The sequence below is a fragment of the Paenibacillus sp. SYP-B3998 genome, assembly GCF_010820665.1.
Taxonomy (GTDB): domain Bacteria; phylum Bacillota; class Bacilli; order Paenibacillales; family NBRC-103111; genus Paenibacillus_E.
Genome location: NZ_JAAIKC010000005.1, coordinates 296540 through 314517, shown reverse-complemented (window position 1 = coordinate 314517; position 17978 = coordinate 296540). Strand labels below are relative to the sequence as shown.

The window sequence follows — 17978 nt, the reverse complement described above, 5'->3', positions numbered from 1 at the left end:
TTACGACGCCCTCTCTTTCTTGCGTTTACCGTAGAACGGAAGGAGAACCCATTTGACAATGCCTTGGGTTGCTACAAAGAAAATAACCGAGCCAATGACGATTCGAACAATTTCCGGTGGTACATCCGCACCGAAGCTCATACCAGCGGAACCATAACTTAATCCGCCAAAGAGCGCAGCTCCAAGCACAATTCCAAAAGGATTATTAGCTCCTAGTAAGGATACGGCTATCCCATCAAAACCGTAACCCGGCGATGACGCGGCCACAACCTGGTAGTGAAACACACCGAGAATTTCGAATACGCCAGCGAGTCCCGCGAAAATACCGCTGATAAACATCGCCTTAATAATATTGCGATTAACGTTCATGCCCGCATATTTGGCGGCATCCATATTATGGCCTACTGCACGCAGTTCATAACCTTGCTTGGTTTTCCACAAAATCAAGTAAAATACGATAGCTGCGACAATCGCGATGACCGTCCCCCAGTGAATCCTAGCATGATTAAGCAAGTCAGATAACCACGTGATGCTTAGAGAAGCAGAATCTTGAATCATATAGGAACGTTGTTGTTTAGGCTCCAATAGAAATTGGTTTACGATGTAATTAGAAAGGAACAACGCAATCCAATTCAGCATGATGGTGGTGATAACTTCATTCACACCACGTTTTGCTTTCAAATAACCTGCAATAGCTCCCCATAGTCCGCCCAGTAAAGCACCTGCAATAACAGCAAGCGGAGCATGTATGATCCATGGAAGTCCAGTAAGCTTAACGCCAATAAGTGTAGCTCCCGTCATACCCATAACAACTTGTCCTTCAGCTCCGATGTTGAACAAACCTGTGCGGAATGCGAAAGCAACGGATAAACCTGTTAGGATAAGAGGTGTAATCGCGCGAATGCTCTCCCCTATATCATAGGAACTACCGAAGATTCTGGAGAAAAGCGCACTATACGCCGTAAGGGGGTTATACCCTCCAGCAAGCATGACGAGCGCTCCGAATAACAGACCAAGTATGATGGCCATGATTGGATTAAGGGCCGATTCACTTGTAAAGATTCTAACTACTTTATTCATGAGCAGCTCCTTTCTCTGTGCGCTTACTGCCGGCCATGAGTAACCCAATTTCTTGATCATTTGTTTCTTGAGGCAGCACTTCTCCCACAATCTGACCTTCATAGATAACTGCAATACGATCAGAAACGTTCATAATTTCATCCAATTCAAAAGAAATTAATAGGACAGCTTTGCCTTTATTGCGCTGCTCAATTAATTGTCGATGCACGAATTCAATCGCTCCTACATCCAAACCGCGCGTAGGCTGAGCTGCGATAAGCAGATTAGGATTCTTGTGTATTTCCCTGGCAATAATCGCCTTCTGCTGATTGCCCCCCGACAAAGAACGCGCCTTGTTATAGATCGTAGGCGTTCTGACGTCGAATTGTTTGATAAGGGCCTCTGCGTGCCGATCGATCTCTTTATAATTCAAAAATCCAGCTCGGTTATATTCAGGGTGAAAATAAGTTTCCAGCACCATGTTTTCGCTCATTGAGAAATCCAAAACCAATCCATGCTTATGGCGATCCTCAGGAATATGGGAAAGCCCAGCCTCCGAAATTTGCCTTGGTGATTGATTCGTAATGTCGCTGCCCATCAGTAAAACTTGTCCACTGTCTACTGGACGCAGGCCGGTTAGAGCTTCAATCAATTCGCTTTGCCCATTGCCGTCAACCCCAGCTATACCTAGAATTTCTCCTGCTTTCACTTCAAAATTAAGCCCTTTCAGAGCAGCTAAACCTTGATGATTACGGGCAACAAGCTCTTTCACCTGAAGAACTGGCTCGCCAAGCTTCACGTCCTGCTTGTTCACCTTAAAAGATACATCGCGTCCAACCATTTTCTCCGCCAAAATTTGCGGATTCGTTTTTGAGCACTCTACGGTATCAATAACTTTACCACGACGAATAATGGTTACGGTATCGGCAATCTCCATAATCTCTTTTAGCTTATGCGTAATCAGAATGATCGACTTGCCCTCTTTGACCAAATTCCGCATAATCACCATCAGCTCACTAATCTCTTGCGGTGTTAATACAGCTGTCGGTTCATCGAAAATAAGAATATCCGCGCCCCGATACAGCGTTTTCAAAATTTCTACGCGTTGCTGCATGCCGACGGAAATATCCTCGATTTTAGCTTTAGGATCTACACGCAAACCATATTGCTCAGATAACTTACGTACTTTTTCTTGCGCTGTGCGGTAGTCTATATTCATTCCCGCTTTGGGCTCCATGCCCAAAATAATGTTTTCAGTAACGGTAAAAGGTTGAACCAATTTAAAATGCTGATGGACCATGCCGATCCCTAATTCAATTGCCCGATTGGGACTGTCAATGCTAACTTCTTTACCTTGGACCTTAATGTGGCCTTCATCTGGTTGGTAGAGACCAAACAGAATGTTCATTAGTGTTGATTTGCCAGCGCCGTTCTCACCAAGCAATGCGTGAATTTCACCAAGATGCAGCTTTAAGCTGATGGAATCATTGGCGACAATCCCAGGAAATCGCTTCGTAATCTGGCTTAGCTCAACAACAGGGGTTACATTACTCATCAGATCACCCTACTGATCAATTTTTGGAAAACCTCTCATAACTAAAGAACAAGGCTAGTTTATGTAACTAGCCTTGTTTTAACAAAAGCAAGCTTAGCGTTCCTAATTACTACGTTGTCTATACAATTAAGGAGTTTCTGGAACTTTAACTTCACCGCTAATGATTTTAGCTTTGAACTCGTCCACTTTTTTCAAAATCTCTGGAGTCACGTTTTTCTTGGAAGTTTCAGGAAGACCTACACCATCGTCTTTCAGACCAAGAACAACTACTTTACCACCTTGGAACTTGTTTTCAACTACATCTTTGGAAACACGAGCAACCGCTTGGTCAACACGTTTCATCATGGAAGTCAGTGTCACTTCATCGCCAAATTCTAAGGATTGGTCTTTATCTACACCGATAACCCAAACTTTTTTACCTGATTTTGCACGGTCTTTCGCTTCGTTAAATACACCGTTACCTGTGGAACCAGAAGCGTGGAAAATGATATCTGCGCCATCGTTGAAGATCGTTGCAGCCGCTGCTTTACCAAGGTCTGGCTTGTCGAAAGCACCTGTATAGTTGATTTGAATTTTGGCATCCTTGTTAACAGCCTTAACGCCCGCTACGAAGCCAGCTTCAAAACGTTTGATAACCGGAATTTCAACACCACCAACGAAACCGATCTTGTTTGTTTTTGTAGTCAGACCTGCTACCACACCAACTAGGTAGGAACCTTCTTGTTCGGAGAAAGTAACAGACTCTACGTTAGGAGCTTCAACAACGTTATCGATGATCGCTAGTTTAGCAGTAGGGTTTTGTGTAGCAACTGTTTTGAGTGCGTCACCCATCAAGAAGCCAATACCCCAAGTCAAGTTGTAATTATCTTTAACGAATTGGTTCAAGTTCGGTGTGTAATCCGCGTCGCTTTTACTTTCGAGGTTTTTCACTTTAGCAGCCGTTTGTTTTTCCAACAGCTTCAAGCCTTCCCAAGCGCTTTGGTTAAACGATTTGTCGTTTACGCCACCAATATCTGTAACCATACCGATTTTGAAATCTTTACCGCTTGTGTCTCCTTTTGGTGCTGCAGATGCTGCTGCGCTAGGAGCTGGAGTTGCGGAAGCCGCACCCGGTTTTGTTTCTTCTTTTTTTGCGCAACCAGTGAGCGCCATTGCCGTTACTGTTACAGCCATAAGAGCTGTAGATAGCACTTTTTTCATTGTTTTTTTACCCCCGACTTATTGAATTTGACCGTTACCATGGAACCCACATTGTAGTATGACCATGATAAACGAAATTATGTAAGGCCTTCCATGTACAATTGTACCATTTTAATCCGCAGGAGAAAAGTAGTATCCACAGGAAATAACATAATTCGTCATGTCATACAAGCTGACATATTCGCATTGTGATTCTCAACAACAGGGTCCAAGCCACAAGTATTGATTATACTACCGGCGGTCAATAAAATCCAGATACATGCTAGTTGAGTTCCGCCTTCAAAAGCTCTAAAAATTCCAAAGCATCCAAGGGCGTACTAAACAGCTTTCCTTGTACCTCCGTGCATTGAAGATGCTGGAGATGCTCTAGTTGTTCCTTGGTTTCGACGCCTTTGGCAATGAGATTTAGCCCTAATCGATGGGCGATTCGGGTAATCCCGGCAGCCAATACTTGATTCTCAGCATCATCTGGAAGATCTCTAATCAGGGAACTATCTAGTTTAATGCTATCCATAGGCATATCTTGCAAACCAGAGCGTGTAAACAAACCTATACATAAATCATCCATCGCAATGCGAACTCCTAGCGCTTTTAATCTACGAAGCTTCTCGCCAACGAGCTGTACACTGGATGAAGTGATGCTTTCGGTCAGATCTAACTCAATGCTTGTAGGATCTAGACCTGATTCTTTTACTATATTTGCAATTGCATCGATAAACAACTCGTCCTTAAACTGCACGGCCTTCACATTCACCGTTATTCGCAGAGGATGAAAACCTGCATCTTGCCAGTTTCTCAACTGATTGCAAGCCGTGCGCAGCATCCAATGCCCGATCGGCACCATAAGTCCCGTTTCCTCGGCAATTTTTCTCCAATCCATTTCAGCCAATCTCGGATGATCGTCTTTGTTCCACAGAAGAACGGCTTCCATGCCTTTAAGCCTGCGGGTCGATAACTCATACTGGGGCTGATAATGAAGTTCAAACTGCTCATTCTTTAAAGCTAATCGCAACTCAGCCTCCACATAAGCTTTGCCTGCAACCATAGCATCTACCTCTGAGGTATAGAATTGAAACCGGTTATGTCCCCGCTTCTTAGCCGCATACATCGCTTCATCCGCATGATGCATCAGTTGTTCTGGGGTATCCCCATCCATGGGATACAGAGCAATGCCCATACTCGCCGTCACTACAACAGGTATGCCATTAAGGGTAAAGGGCTCTTCTATCGCAGCTTGAATACGGCTTGCTACCATGCCTACATTTTCTGGCTTTGCAATCGATTCTAATAAAATGGTGAACTCATCGCCGCCTTGACGGTACACCGTATCCACACCTCGCAAGCATTTCACCAAGCGCTGTCCAACATGATGAATCAGATTATCGCCACTGGCATGGCCAAGCGTATCGTTGACATGCTTAAAGCGATCCATGTCCAGAAAGATGACTGCTGTCAGTTGTCCTCTCCTTTGTGCATGCAACAGCGCCTGTTTCAATCGATCCTCGAATAACCGACGGTTCGGTAGTCCTGTTAACGCATCATGATAAGCGATGTGTTCCATCTCTTTCGTTTGCTCTTCATACTGTCGTTTCATAACTAGTAGATGTCGTAATCGAAGGGCACCAATCGCGCAGACGATGAATTGGAATACGATACCGCCCCATACAAGCGGCTGGAATGAAAAAGAAGCAACGACAAGCAGATTAACCGTCAACAAACAAACGCCAATCAAGCTTATGTAAGCCCAAGAATAGGTTTGCATATGCTGCGTCCATCGGGATGACTTTATGCTTCTCAAACTCCTTACCTCCTAACTGTTTCACAGAAAACCTACTTTTTTAAATCACAGTAAAGCTACTATTTATAAGAAAGGCTAAGTATTTAATAGAGAAGTTACCTAGTATAGCGTATGCCTATCATCACAATAAAAGGCTATTCCAATTGGAATAGCCGTAGGTTTACCTGGTATAGGTAACATAGCGACCTATCAACAGCTCTACCATCATCGTCACCATGCCTCATACGAATATGGAAAAGAACTGGAACCAACTTAATATAGCATATCCAATGTTGGTTGGCTAATAATAGGAAGCTTGATCGGATGCATCAAATAAGCAAATTAAACAATTTAGGATCTTTGTTAATCTCTACATAACCGTAGTCTTTTTGTGAGAGACGCTCAATTAAACCATCATAATCGTCTTTATTTTTCAACTCAATGCCCACTAATGCTGGAGCGTCGTCACGGTTATTTTTTTTCGTATATTCAAATCGCGTAACATCGTCGGTAGGCCCAAGAACTTCCTCTAGAAATTCGCGGAGGGCCCCCGCGCGTTGCGGGAAGTTAAGAATAAAATAGTGCTTCAACCCTTCATAGATCAAGGATCTTTCTTTAATCACCTGCATCCGGTCGATATCATTATTCCCACCGCTGATGATACAAACAACATTTTTACCGCGGATTTGTTCCCGATAAGCATCAAGAGCTGCAACAGGCAGAGCTCCAGCCGGTTCAATGACAATCGCGTTATTGTTATAGAGCTCTAAAATGGTCGTGCATTCTTTACCAGATGGAATGACGACGATGTCCTCTAGCTTCTCTTTACAAATGTCAAATGTAAGCTGACCCACCTGCTTAACGGCTGCGCCATCCACGAACTTATCGATCGTGGCAAGCGTCACCACATGTCCCTGCTGAAGGGACTCTGACATACTCGCAGCGCCTTCGGGCTCAACTCCGATAAAACGCGTTTGCGGGGAGACACTCTCCACATAGGTTGCGACGCCCGCAATCAAGCCGCCTCCACCAATGGTCGCAAAAATGAAGTCCGGTGTTTCTGGAATTTGATTCATTATTTCAAGGCCGACCGTGCCTTGTCCAGCAATCGTACGAACGTCGTCAAATGGATGAATGAACACTTTCTTCTCTTGCTCGCAATATGCTTTAGCTTGCGTAGAGGAGTCATCAAAGGTATCACCGGTCAGGATGACCTCAACGAACGGTCCCCCGAATAATTTGACCTGAGAAATTTTCTGCCTAGGTGTTGTCGTAGGCATAAATATTTTCCCGTCAATCCCTAGCTGTTTGCATGAATAAGCAACGCCCTGCGCATGGTTGCCAGCACTCGCACAAACAACGCCTGCTGCCCGCTCCTCAGAGGACAAGCTTTGAATAACATTATACGCTCCACGAATTTTAAAGGACCGTACTACCTGCATATCTTCACGTTTAAGATAAACGTTACATTCATATAAATTAGACAGCAGCTCGTTGCGCTGCAGAGGCGATGGCTCAATAACACGACTAAGAACATGGTTAGCCTTAATGATATCTTCTAAACCTACCCGATTTGGAACTGCCATACGCTTACTCCCTCTCCTGACTGTATCAATGCTAAGTTTTAAAGAACATTGTAGCATATCTAAACACGAAGGGGGGAGTGGGAAAAAATAAAGCATACCGCCAAGGCAGTATGCTCATCGAGTTTTAGAAGTAACGGTGTTGATCTTGCAGCTCAGCTCGTTTTTGTAGAAAGCGGGAGAACGCACTGGCCGCTTGTGCTTTGGACACTTCTTGCTGAGGCTCGAATTTGTCGCCGCTAAGCGACATAATATCAAGTCCGAGCACGATAGCAGCAACACCGACATTCTTCACGTTTGCCTTATCCGCGAAGTTGCTGTTGAAAATTCCGTCAAACTTCGTTAAGCTCTTGTAACCAAGCGCCTTGACAATAAGCTGAGCCATATCTTCACGATCCATGTTAGCTTCCGGGTTAAAGTCTGTGCCAGGATCCAACAGTCCTCGATCCACAGCATTTTCTACGTAAGCAAAGAGAGGTGAACTGGATTTCACATCTGCAAAAGAAGCTGCTCGCTCCTTTCCATAATAGATGCCGCCATTGCCGCCATTCATCGCAATAACAAGCATCTTAATCAATTCCCCGCGTTTAATCGTCTGGTCGGGATTTACCTTGCCATCCTTGACATCCAATGCTTGATAGTCCAGCATAAGCTGCAATTCATTGCGTGCCCAGTGATTTTGGATATCATCCACTTTTACTTTATCAAGTGATATCACTTCACCTGTATTGGCATTCTTCCATTGTCCTGTCTGAGCATCTAACAAGTAAGCTTCCCTTGTAAATTTAGGGACGAGCGAGTACACCAGTTTAGCTTCCAGCTTCTGATTATTGGCTTCTTTGGAAACATTCTGCGGGACTTCTCCTGCAGCTGCCATCACCAAATATTTTTCAATCGGCACGCCATAAATGGGACCCTTATTTGCCACCACGTAATTCAACTTAATATCGTACTGGGTGAACAACATATCCTTTGCTTTATCGACCGTAAGCACCTCAGGCTTCTGGTTCGGATAAGGTACACCGCTGAGAGAGAAATAATAACTCGTAATCTTGCCGCTAACACGATCCATGTTGAGGGTCACGTTCTCATTGCCGGCATTGACGCCATCAATGACTCGTTTGAAGCGAATTTCCCAATTACGCATATGCTTTAGCTGCTCTGTGGAGAAATCTTTTTCCGAAGACGCATCGAGTGCTAGTTGATCCGTGTAAAAGGGCAAGTTCTTCTTCACATAATCAATAGCCGTTTTCTTCGCATCTTCCAACGTAACTCTGCCTTCTACTTCCTTGTCGGCATCAAGTCCGTTCGGAACGAAGCTATTGAAGTTCTTAATCTCGCCTGTTTTGCTATTCACAGTTGCCCAAGCGCCACTCCCGCCCATCTTACCGTTCAGGTCCTTCTCAGAAGATTGACTCCAGTTTAAATTCCAGCTAGATTCCGTTTCCCCTGTTTCGGAGTTCGTAGATTCATTGTAAGAAGCTTGCTGAAGCTTCAAGTCCGAAGAGAGATTGAACGTAGCCGTTACCTTTTCAACCGCTTGTTCCTTAGTCAGATTTAGCGTATTCGCGGGTTTACCCGATAGCGGTTTATCCGTCAGAGGCTTACCATTCCCAACTGAATTCGCCGCCCCTGTACTAGGGTTCCACATTTCTCCACTGCCTGCTCGCAACGAGAATTCATTCATATTATAGGAAATTATCGGATTTTTCTTCCCTTTGGTTTGATTAGGAATTTGGTACAGCAAGGACAAATCGGCTTTCTCTCGGAATAATTGCGCAGCTCTCTCAGATGAGATTGTTGTCTTATTCTCCTCGAAGGCTATATTGCTATCCCAATTAAAACCATAATTAGTGACTTGCCCTTCCCCATTTACACTAATGTTAATCCCATTTTGGGTAAAAGGGACACCGTTTACGGAGCGATCAAAGCGTATATTGTACTCGTAATTGCCATCTAATGGGGTGCGGAAAGCATTTTCTTCCGCATCGTTGTAAAGCAATTCTTTTTGTTTCGTAGGGTTTACTTTGGCGATCCAGGCAGCAGCCACGTCTTTGGCGGCTTTATAATCCACCTTCGGCGGATAACTAGCCTTTAGCTCCGGATCATTGTCGTTCATGGAATAAGAGAGCAGCGTGCCGTCCAAACCATGAATGGAAACGTTCAGAGAACCATAATACTGATCCTTCACTTTTTTCGCATAATTGATGTTCCAAGTAGGGTAGTTGCGTCCCGTATTCGCATAATACGAATTGAGGCTAACCGATTGCAGTGTATATCCGGTGGGAATTGTTATGTAGGTCTTCGCGAGCTCAATCGCACGTTCTTTCGTAATACTTGCCTCCAAAGTCTTACCATCTCCTTGAACAGGAACGGCTGGTACTGAAATCGCTTTGTTTTGAACAACAGCTTCATCTGCCCATACTTGAGGAGCAGCAGTGAGTAAAAGCGATGAGGCCATCGCCAGGGTTCCTACTTGTCTAAGCATTTTCAATATCCTCTTCCTCCTTAGCATTTTGCTTGAATAAAGTTTACTTTGTAAGATCAGGCCTAGCTTCCTTTAGCAAGTGGCTCGGGAAGCTTTTAATGAGTGGTCTTTCGTGTGCCTTAGCGCGGCAATAGCGCTTTAATTTTCTACATTTCTACGCTCTTAACGTCAGATCTTGAAAAAAGGTTGCTTGACCGGAATAAATTAAAATTTAAAAAGCATGTGCAAAAGGCACCCCATCTTGGGTCCCTCTTGCACATGCTCCGTTTTCTACATTTAGATTGTCCTTTTTGTTACCTTTTCGCAGGTGAATGACCCTTTTCTTGGCTGAGTGTATGCATCAAGTCCTGCATCTCTCCCTGTGTCAGGTTTCTCCACTTACCTACCTTTAAATCCTTTAGATGAATATGCATAATCCGCACACGCTGGAGTCTTACAACCCGGTATCCAAATGCCTCGCACATCCGACGAATTTGCCGATTAAGCCCTTGCGTGAGAATGATACGAAAGACACGCTCGCCTACTTTATGAATCTCACAAGGCTTCGTCGTAGTTCCCAATATTTTGACCCCACTGGCCATGCCTTGTAAAAACATTGGCGTTATAGGTCGATCCACCGTAACGATGTACTCTTTATCGTGATTATTTTCAGCCCGCAGAATCTGGTTCACAATATCACCATTATTGGTCAACAGAATAAGCCCTTCTGAATCTTTATCCAGCCGGCCTATCGGAAAAATTCGTTCCGTATGTCCGACGAAATCGACAATATTCCCTCTCACATGCGCTTCTGTTGTACTAGTGATACCTACTGGCTTATTAAGCGCAATATAAACATGCTCCTTTTTAGCGCCTATCGGCCTGCCGTCCACGCGCACCTGATCCCCTGGACCAACAACACTCCCAAGTCCCGCAACCTCGCCGTTAATGGTAACCCGTCTGGCCTCTACCCATTTATCTGCTTCTCGTCTAGAACACACGCCAGTTTCACTAATAAATTTATTAATCCTCATGACTGGGAAATCCCTTCTATGCCAAAATCGTGTCGTTTCTTACTCCTAGCCCTATTATGCTGTATTCGCTCACTCGGTTCAAGTGGGGCATCTGTTCATCTCATTTTATGAAAATGAGAAAGGTTTATCAGTAGATTCACACAAGCTACTTACTACCATTTCGCATTTACTATATTAGAAAAGGAGGAATGATATATGAGTGTTAAATTAGTTAAAAAACCGCGCGCTGTCGTCAGGAAATTAAAAGCAACTGCAAAAGGTGCGAATGCAACAGAAAGTCTTGGTGGTGGCTTCTCCCGTTTCGTCTTCAACAGAACCATTGGACCCAACACCTTCTTTACATTCACCTTTCTTGGCGGAAGCTTGAAACCTGTCAGCGGTGGCTGGTTTATTGGACGCCAAAACTCCTTGCCTGCATACGCGACAAGCAGTTACTCCCAAAACGCCACCACGTGGATCATTACTGTGTTTAACCCCACTAACGTCACTAGACCCATTTCTTTTACTTTCATCGCTAAATCTTAAGAGTACCGCAGTAAAGCAGCCTGCACTCGCCTTTTCTTAGGCGTGCAGGCTGCTTTTTTTTGAAGATTGCCCCTTTCCTTGAGGACGAGCGAGATATCCTTTATTCTAGATATAATACAAATAAGCTTGATGAAACAGGAGGACAAGCATGCGCATACTACTACTAGGTGCTACTGGAAGAGTAGGAAGAAGGGTTCTTAACCAAGCATTGGCAGCGGGACATGAGGTACAAGCACTAATTCGAAATCCTAAGAAACTTGAAAATATAGGCTCAGCAAGCTTATTCCTATATGAGGGGGACGTATGTCGTGAGGATAATATCGTACATGCCGTCGCCCAAGCACAGCTCGTAATTAGCTGTCTGAGTACAGACGGAGGCACTGTTCTAACGGAAAGCGTGCCTTATCTCATCAAGGCCATGGACGTCTACGGTGTCCGCCGTATCGTTACCGTCGGAACGGCCGGGATCCTCCAGAGCCGTGAACATCATGGGCTGCTTCGCTACGAGTCGCCCAACTCTAGACGATCTTCGACGCGAGCCGCCGAGGAGCACCGAAAGGCGTGGGAGCTGCTCGCCGCGTCTAGCCTTGATTGGACTGTCGTCTGCCCCACCTATTTACCAGATGGCGAGCCGCTTGGCAACTACCGTGTCGAGCGGGATTACTTGCCAGAGGAAGGCATGTCCATCTCTGTGGGCGATACCGCGGACTTCACCTATCAAGAAGCCCTAGCGTGTCAATATGTAAAGGCTCGAGTCGGGTTAGCTTATTAAAAGCTCCCTAGCTCCCTAGATCATTCCATCTATATTGGTTGCAAAAAGAGGATTGAAACCATAACGACTGGCTTCAATCCTCCTCTTTAAATCGTCGCTCACTAGTAGGAATTACGGCTACCCTGGCTCGTAATCGACCGTACGTTGATCCAATTAATTACAATGCCTGCTGCACGGAACAAATAGCCTGCAATAGGAATGTAGCTTAGAAACGACAACACCACATTAACAATCGTCAAAGTAGTCGTACCGTTGCGAGTGAGCAGCGCGAATATCAAGCTTACAAATACAAGTGGAATGACCCAGGCGCTCGACCACAAATACACGAACGGGATAAGACCGAGTAAATAACCAATGCCGATTGCAATTTCGGATATTACTTGCAATAGGTTCAAAATGCGAATCGTATCAGGACGCATGAAGTTCCTCCATTTCAGATAAGGGATTGCCTTGCGCTTTCATTGTAGCATAGCCACAAACATTAGTCGTTAGCCCTATTAACGAGCTTTGTCCTCGTGAGTTGGGGGTTAACTGACCATTTCAAAAACCGAAATACCACAAACGGCGCACATCTCTGCGCACCGTTCTGCTAAACCCCACGCTCCATCTACTCTGTGACGGAGCTGACATTCGCCTCTTCCACCGCAGCGGTCGCGGCTTCTCGATGTCCCTGCTGAAGCTGGTACATCTGATAATAACGGCCGAGCTGCTGCATCAGCTCGTCATGACTGCCCTGCTCGACGATCTCGCCATGGTCAAGCACAAGGATCAAGTCGGCGTTCTTAATCGTCGACAAACGGTGGGCAATGATGAAGGTGGTGCGCCCCTTCTTCAATACATCGAGCGCGGCCTGTATGAGGGCCTCGGTTTCTGTATCGATGCTGGCTGTCGCCTCATCGAGAATGAGGATCGCCGGGTCGAAGGCCAGCGCCCGAGCGAAGGACACCAACTGCCGCTGACCTGCCGACAGCGTGCTGCCCTTCTCGATTACAGGCTCATCGATGCCTTGAGGCAAGCTCCTGAACATCTCCACGGCACCCACGTCGGTAAGTGCCCGCTCGACCCGTTCCCGGGTAATGGACGGATCGTCCAAGCTTACGTTGGATGCAATCGTCCCTGTGAAGAGGAAGGGATCCTGCAGGACGATACCCATATGCTCACGGAGCATCTGTTTGGGCATGTCGCGCACATCACGGCCATCTACCGTGATACGACCTTCGTTAACATCGTAGAAGCGGAACAGCAGATTCAAAATCGAGCTTTTGCCAGAACCTGTATGCCCGACCAACGCAACAGTCTGCCCCTGCCTCGCTTCAAAGGAAATGTTCTTAAGCACATCTTCCCCTTCCTTATACGCAAAGCGAACGTTCTCGAACTTAACGTTGCCCAGGTAACGAGCGGATTTGCCATCCGCTACATCAATCCCTTGTTCGTCTAACAGCTCGAACACGCGGTCTGCCGACACAAGCGCTCGCTCAAGGTTCGGCAGTTGATTGACGATACCAGTCATCGGATGGAACATCCGATTGAGATAATCGACGAAAGCATACAGTACGCCGACTGTAATCAAGGTGTTCAGGGAACTCCCGCCTACATACCAGATTAAACCGAAGAAAAATAAGTTCCTAATCACATTCATCAAATTATGCGAAGTGATCGAGTTTAAACTAAGCATTTTATTTTGGTAACTCGTATATTCATCGTTTAGTTGCTCAAACTCCTGGATGGATTCCTTTTGTCGGCGAAAAGCCTGAATGATCGTCATTCCCTGGATGGATTCATTAATCATTCCATTGATGGAGCTGAGTCGCTCGCGAATTTCGTGATTATAACGAGAGGCATATTTCCGGTAAACCACAATCCATAGATATAGCATGGGAATGATCGGTAGTGTAAATAGCGCCAACCGGTAATCTAATACGAACAAGGCCCCAATAATTCCTACGATATAAATCGTACCTGTAAAAAAATTCGCCAACACCTGCACGTATAACTCCCTCACGGACTCGGTGTCATTCGTTATACGCGACACTACTTTTCCGGCAGGCTGATTATCAAAGTAATGAATCGGCAGTCTTTGGATTTGGGCAAATACATCGGTTCGCATCCGCTGAATAATACGATTAGCGGCAGCCTGGAGTAAGTAGTGCTGCCCGTAGGAAAACCCAGCCCCCACAATAACGAGCACCAAATAAATGGCCCCTAGCTTCATTAAATTCATAAATTCAGGCTCATAAAACATGTAAAGCTCTTGAATGCTTAGCTTCTTAGCTGGATATACCGCTTTCTCGGCGCCTTGAGTGATCGTGAGCTGTCCATCCGTTAATTTGCGTGCCCCATCAAAGGAAATCGCCTGCTCGACCAAAGCGAACTGGCTTCCCGCCTGTAAAATTCGAACCTCCTTCCCCTTAGCTTCGCCTTCAGCGAAATTATCGCTTCGCTTGTACTGCTTACCGTTATAAGGAACGACTTTGTCGGTTTGATTTACGGACGCGATCTCATACCACGGTTTTTCGATACCGAGGATGTGACGATCAATCATCTGCTTAGCAATGAAAGGCCCCGATAGCTCTGTAGCTACCGCCGCCGCCAAGAACAGCAGGGCAATAATCAAGGGCTTTTTGAACAGCATCGCATATTGAAATAATCGCTTACCTGTATGTTTCATAAGGATTCTCACCTTCTTTTCTAATAAATTCTATACCTCTATCTGTTCTTCCAGTTGTTGTCGGTCGTACTGCTCTTTGTACCAGCCTCCAAGCGCCAGTAGCTGCTCATGTGTACCTTCTTCCACAACATAGCCTTCGTCCAGCACTAAAATCCAGTCCGCGTGCTGTACAGCTGAGAGCCGATGCGTCGTGATTAGCGTTGTTTTGCCAGCGCGTTCGGTGCGGATACCGCGGATGATCTCTGCCTCTGTCTTGGCATCGACCGCTGACAACGCATCATCCAGCATCAAGATTTCCGGATTCACATAAAGCGCTCGCGCAATAGATACACGCTGCTTTTGCCCACCTGATAAAGCTACACCTTTTTCGCCGACCAGCGTCTCCAAGCCCTCGGGAAGGAATTCGACGTCCTTGCGGAAGGCTGCAAGCTCAAGCGCTTGAATCAGCTCAGCTTCCGTCCCTTGACTGCCGCCATACATAATATTTTCCTTTACTGTTTTGGAGAATAGAATCGGCTGCTGTGGCACATACCCAATCCAACCATGCAGCGTGTCGATCTTCAATTGCTCAATAGACATATCCGATACAGCGATCTTTCCTTCACCGAGCGGGTATTCCCTGAGCAACTGCTTGAGCAGCGTTGTTTTGCCGCTACCCGTTCTACCAACAATACCAAGCGTGTGCCCACGCTGTAATTCAAAGGAGATATTCACCAAATTATCGATGGAGGACGACGGATAACGGAACGTCACCTGCTTAAACGTAATGGAGTGCGGCAGCAGCAGTGTTGTCGCGTCAGGCGCGTCCGTGACATCTGGTTTATAGCCCAGTGTTTCGTTTACTCGATCTAGCGATGCATTCCCACGCTGCATAATGTTCATCAGCTCGCCAATTGCGAACATCGGCCAGATCAGCATTCCTAGGAATGCATTGAAGGAAACCATTTCGCCAAGTGTCAGTTCACTATGAAATACCATGTAACCGCCGTAACACAATCCAATTAAATAGGAGATCCCTACCAGAATTTTCACCGTAGGCTCAAATAAGGAATCGATCCGTGCCACGTCAATATTTTTACGATACACATCATCGGTCATTTTTTTGAAGCTGTCTTGACTTGCCTTCTCCTGTACGAAAGCTCGGATGACACGTACACCGGCAATGGTCTCCAGCACACGATCATTCATCTCGCCAAAAGCGTCCTGAGCTCGCATAAACCGCTCATGGATACGGCTTCCATAAATCGTGATCGCTACAGCCATAATCGGCAGCGGCAAAATCGATGCGATCGTTAGCTTCCAGCTAATGAAAAAACCCATCATGCCAAGAATCGTCAGCATGAACAAAGTCGAATCTACGAAGGTTAAAATTCCGAATCCTGCGGTCGCAGACACCGCCTGCAAATCATTGGTCGCTCTTGCCATGAGATCGCCCGTGCGATTGCGCTCATAGAAAGTTGGCGTCATTCGCAACAGATGCCTCATAAGCTTAGAACGCAAAATTCGTTCTAGTACGAATGCGCCGCCAAATAATTGGTAGAGCCACACATAGGTCATCGCATAGCCAAGCACGATAAGCACGCCCCAGAAGGCAAGCAGTTGGAACAGCTTCGTCCCTGTTAAAGTTCCCATATGAATGCCATCAATCGCATAACCGATTAATTTGGGCGGGATCACATCAATGAAGCCGACCAGAATAAGAAGCCCGACAGCAAGGGTGTATCGTTTCCAGTTCATTCGAAAAAACCAACTTAATTTTTTTAATACAGTAAACATTAGGAATAACTCACTCCTCTCAAGTAGCGCACTCAGCCTAAGGTATTTAGGCGCAGCTATTCACGCAAAAAGGGCATATCGCGCGCAGCGATATGCCTTTTGAAAAACACAAAAGCGCACGTTACGAACTAACTTCGTAACCCGCGCTTTTATCAAGCGTATGTGAAGGCTGCGACAGCAACCTTGCGTGATTAAACGATAAGCAGCGCAGCTGGCGGACGGGTTACATGATATGAAATTGTAAGGTTGGAATTTAACCCCTGATGCGCATCCCGATCCATAAAAATTCGATTCATCTTGAAACCCTCCTTTTCCAAAAGTTGTATGTTCATCATTACAAAAGTGATCTTAACACCCTTCGCATGAAAGTGTCAACAGGATAAAACGACTATAATCAATTGTCTTCCTTTCCAGCCATTGTCACACATGTTTCATAATTAGGCGGCATAGGTTTGTATAAAGGCCTTGCAAAGGGGATGAGTCCGGATGGTCGATCAGGTATTTGCTTTAATGGGCTGGATACTCGCATTTGGGATCGTGGGCGGAGGCGCAATTGCAGCTATCGCGCGATTCGTCAGCAGAGACTCAATAAACTACGATAGAGAATTTCTATGGGGCAATCGTTACACACTCGAGGAATTAGAGCTGAAAGAGCATGATTAGGAGTCATGAAGCCAAAGAAGTCCTGTGACCATAGGCCGCAGGACTTCTATATAGCTTTATTCTATTCAGGTGAAGGTCACTAGAATTATCAGAGCTATGATGGAAATCAGAGTCCGCATAATTGGCATCTTCAGAGAAAGTTCTGTGTGTGGTTCCAAAATGTGAATAATCCGCAGGTTAATTGACGTTTCCGCGAAGGAAGCATAAGACACCGATGGATGTGGGGCTTTTCCGAATTTCAGCATTTTCAGCAGCGCGCTGCCCAACTCGGCAGTCGTACAACGCTTGGATAAAGCGAATTGATCCGCCATAATTTCAATAATAATTTTGTATTTGTCCAGTACCCACCTAAACAAGGGGAAGTACCACATGGCAACGGAAAGCATCGATAACAAGAAGATAGCTAACGGATCGCGATGCTTAACATGGAATTTCTCATGTTCCATCACGGCCTCCAGCTCTCGATGATCGAGCATTTGAAGGAGACCAGTGGACACGACAACTCTCGGTCTAATTACACCAAGCGTCAGGGCAACTGGCGCGTTATTTTGAATGACAATCAGTTCATGTTGCTCTAAGTGATACTCATTCCCATACCGTTCAGTGAGTTGCGCATCTTGGTAGCGGACAAGTCGCTTGGCGGATCTGAGTGAGACCACAATCTGTCTGCCAACAACCCAAAAACACGCCAGAAAGGTATATAGAACGAACAAATGAAAAATATTGCATACCCATGGCGTCTTTAGAACACGAAAGAGATCAAAGCATACCTTGAACACATTAAAAGAGATACGAATACCGAACAGCATGTGCAAGGAGAAGAAGGCCATTTGAAGTAAAATGAAGCCTGCTGTTACCAAAGAAGCATACAGCATCCATTTGGACCGAGTTTCCCACAT

General features: G+C 45.6%; 14 protein-coding genes. 3 read left to right on the top strand and 11 right to left on the bottom strand.

All coding sequences use genetic code 11. The features are described from left to right. The 7 genes from GK047_RS16110 to rluF form a co-directional block, all read right to left on the bottom strand. Complete coding sequence (locus tag GK047_RS16110) at nt 1-1080, bottom strand: ABC transporter permease (RefSeq protein ID WP_163948653.1); 1080 nt, start codon at nt 1078-1080, stop codon at nt 1-3. Next, nucleotides 1073-2614, bottom strand: coding sequence for an ABC transporter ATP-binding protein (locus GK047_RS16105; protein ID WP_163948650.1), 1542 nt, complete (start codon nt 2612-2614; stop codon nt 1073-1075). Before GK047_RS16105 ends, GK047_RS16110 begins: the two co-directional genes overlap by 8 nt. A gap of 126 nt (nt 2615-2740) precedes the next feature. Beyond that, nucleotides 2741-3814: a BMP family lipoprotein gene (locus tag GK047_RS16100; protein ID WP_205516812.1), complete on the bottom strand. Its 1074-nt coding sequence runs from the start codon at nt 3812-3814 to the stop codon at nt 2741-2743. Nucleotides 3815-4076: 262 nt separating this feature from the next. Then, nucleotides 4077-5612, bottom strand: a complete 1536-nt coding sequence (locus GK047_RS16095) for a putative bifunctional diguanylate cyclase/phosphodiesterase (protein ID WP_163948647.1) — start codon at nt 5610-5612, stop codon at nt 4077-4079. A 308-nt stretch (nt 5613-5920) separates the two neighbouring features. Next, entirely contained in the window at nt 5921-7177 is a 1257-nt protein-coding gene (ilvA, locus tag GK047_RS16090) for a threonine ammonia-lyase IlvA (RefSeq protein WP_163948644.1), read from the bottom strand. 124 nt (nt 7178-7301) lie between these two features. Then, on the bottom strand, nt 7302-9662 hold the full coding sequence (locus GK047_RS16085) for an S-layer homology domain-containing protein (RefSeq protein ID WP_240344001.1): 2361 nt from the start codon (nt 9660-9662) through the stop codon (nt 7302-7304). 293 nt (nt 9663-9955) lie between these two features. Further along, a complete protein-coding gene (gene rluF / locus GK047_RS16080; protein WP_163948638.1) occupies nt 9956-10675 on the bottom strand; it encodes a 23S rRNA pseudouridine(2604) synthase RluF in 720 nt (239 codons plus the stop codon). Nucleotides 10676-10870: 195 nt separating this feature from the next. On the opposite strand from rluF, the gene GK047_RS16075 reads away from it, so the two are divergent. Together GK047_RS16075 and GK047_RS16070 are read left to right on the top strand one after the other, a co-directional pair. Next, nucleotides 10871-11200: a hypothetical protein gene (locus GK047_RS16075; protein ID WP_163948635.1), complete on the top strand. Its 330-nt coding sequence runs from the start codon at nt 10871-10873 to the stop codon at nt 11198-11200. Between the two features lie 148 nt (nt 11201-11348). Then, nucleotides 11349-11972, top strand: a complete 624-nt coding sequence (locus GK047_RS16070; RefSeq protein ID WP_163948632.1) for an NAD(P)-dependent oxidoreductase — start codon at nt 11349-11351, stop codon at nt 11970-11972. A 101-nt stretch (nt 11973-12073) separates the two neighbouring features. On the opposite strand, the gene GK047_RS16065 is transcribed toward GK047_RS16070, so the two are convergent. The 3 genes from GK047_RS16065 to GK047_RS16055 all read right to left on the bottom strand — a co-directional run bounded on the left by GK047_RS16065 (nt 12074) and on the right by GK047_RS16055 (nt 16416). Continuing rightward, nucleotides 12074-12391, bottom strand: a complete 318-nt coding sequence (locus GK047_RS16065; protein ID WP_163948630.1) for a hypothetical protein — start codon at nt 12389-12391, stop codon at nt 12074-12076. A 188-nt stretch (nt 12392-12579) separates the two neighbouring features. Continuing rightward, nucleotides 12580-14640 carry an ABC transporter ATP-binding protein gene (locus tag GK047_RS16060; protein ID WP_163948627.1) on the bottom strand — a complete coding sequence of 687 codons (2061 nt, stop codon included), beginning with the start codon at nt 14638-14640 and terminating at the stop codon, nt 12580-12582. Between the two features lie 30 nt (nt 14641-14670). Continuing rightward, a complete protein-coding gene (locus GK047_RS16055) occupies nt 14671-16416 on the bottom strand; it encodes an ABC transporter ATP-binding protein (RefSeq protein WP_163948625.1) in 1746 nt (581 codons plus the stop codon). Nucleotides 16417-16902: 486 nt separating this feature from the next. Between GK047_RS16055 and GK047_RS29250 the strand changes: the two genes are divergently transcribed. Continuing rightward, on the top strand, nt 16903-17079 hold the full coding sequence (locus GK047_RS29250; RefSeq protein ID WP_205516811.1) for a hypothetical protein: 177 nt from the start codon (nt 16903-16905) through the stop codon (nt 17077-17079). A gap of 65 nt (nt 17080-17144) precedes the next feature. On the opposite strand, the gene GK047_RS16050 is transcribed toward GK047_RS29250, so the two are convergent. Next, nucleotides 17145-17978, bottom strand: a complete 834-nt coding sequence (locus tag GK047_RS16050) for a M56 family metallopeptidase (protein ID WP_163948622.1) — start codon at nt 17976-17978, stop codon at nt 17145-17147.

Coding starts and splice junctions, on each gene's coding strand:
- GK047_RS16110 (WP_163948653.1), bottom strand. CDS start 1,080: ATGAATAAAGTAGTTAGAATCTTTACAAGTGAATCGGCCCTTAATCCA.
- GK047_RS16105 (WP_163948650.1), bottom strand. CDS start 2,614: ATGAGTAATGTAACCCCTGTTGTTGAGCTAAGCCAGATTACGAAGCGA.
- GK047_RS16100 (WP_205516812.1), bottom strand. CDS start 3,814: ATGAAAAAAGTGCTATCTACAGCTCTTATGGCTGTAACAGTAACGGCA.
- ilvA (WP_163948644.1), bottom strand. CDS start 7,177: ATGGCAGTTCCAAATCGGGTAGGTTTAGAAGATATCATTAAGGCTAAC.
- GK047_RS16085 (WP_240344001.1), bottom strand. CDS start 9,662: ATGCTTAGACAAGTAGGAACCCTGGCGATGGCCTCATCGCTTTTACTC.
- rluF (WP_163948638.1), bottom strand. CDS start 10,675: ATGAGGATTAATAAATTTATTAGTGAAACTGGCGTGTGTTCTAGACGA.
- GK047_RS16075 (WP_163948635.1), top strand. CDS start 10,871: ATGAGTGTTAAATTAGTTAAAAAACCGCGCGCTGTCGTCAGGAAATTA.
- GK047_RS16070 (WP_163948632.1), top strand. CDS start 11,349: ATGCGCATACTACTACTAGGTGCTACTGGAAGAGTAGGAAGAAGGGTT.
- GK047_RS16065 (WP_163948630.1), bottom strand. CDS start 12,391: ATGCGTCCTGATACGATTCGCATTTTGAACCTATTGCAAGTAATATCC.
- GK047_RS16060 (WP_163948627.1), bottom strand. CDS start 14,640: ATGAAACATACAGGTAAGCGATTATTTCAATATGCGATGCTGTTCAAA.
- GK047_RS16055 (WP_163948625.1), bottom strand. CDS start 16,416: ATGTTTACTGTATTAAAAAAATTAAGTTGGTTTTTTCGAATGAACTGG.
- GK047_RS29250 (WP_205516811.1), top strand. CDS start 16,903: ATGGTCGATCAGGTATTTGCTTTAATGGGCTGGATACTCGCATTTGGG.
- GK047_RS16050 (WP_163948622.1), bottom strand. CDS start 17,978: ATGTGGGAAACTCGGTCCAAATGGATGCTGTATGCTTCTTTGGTAACA.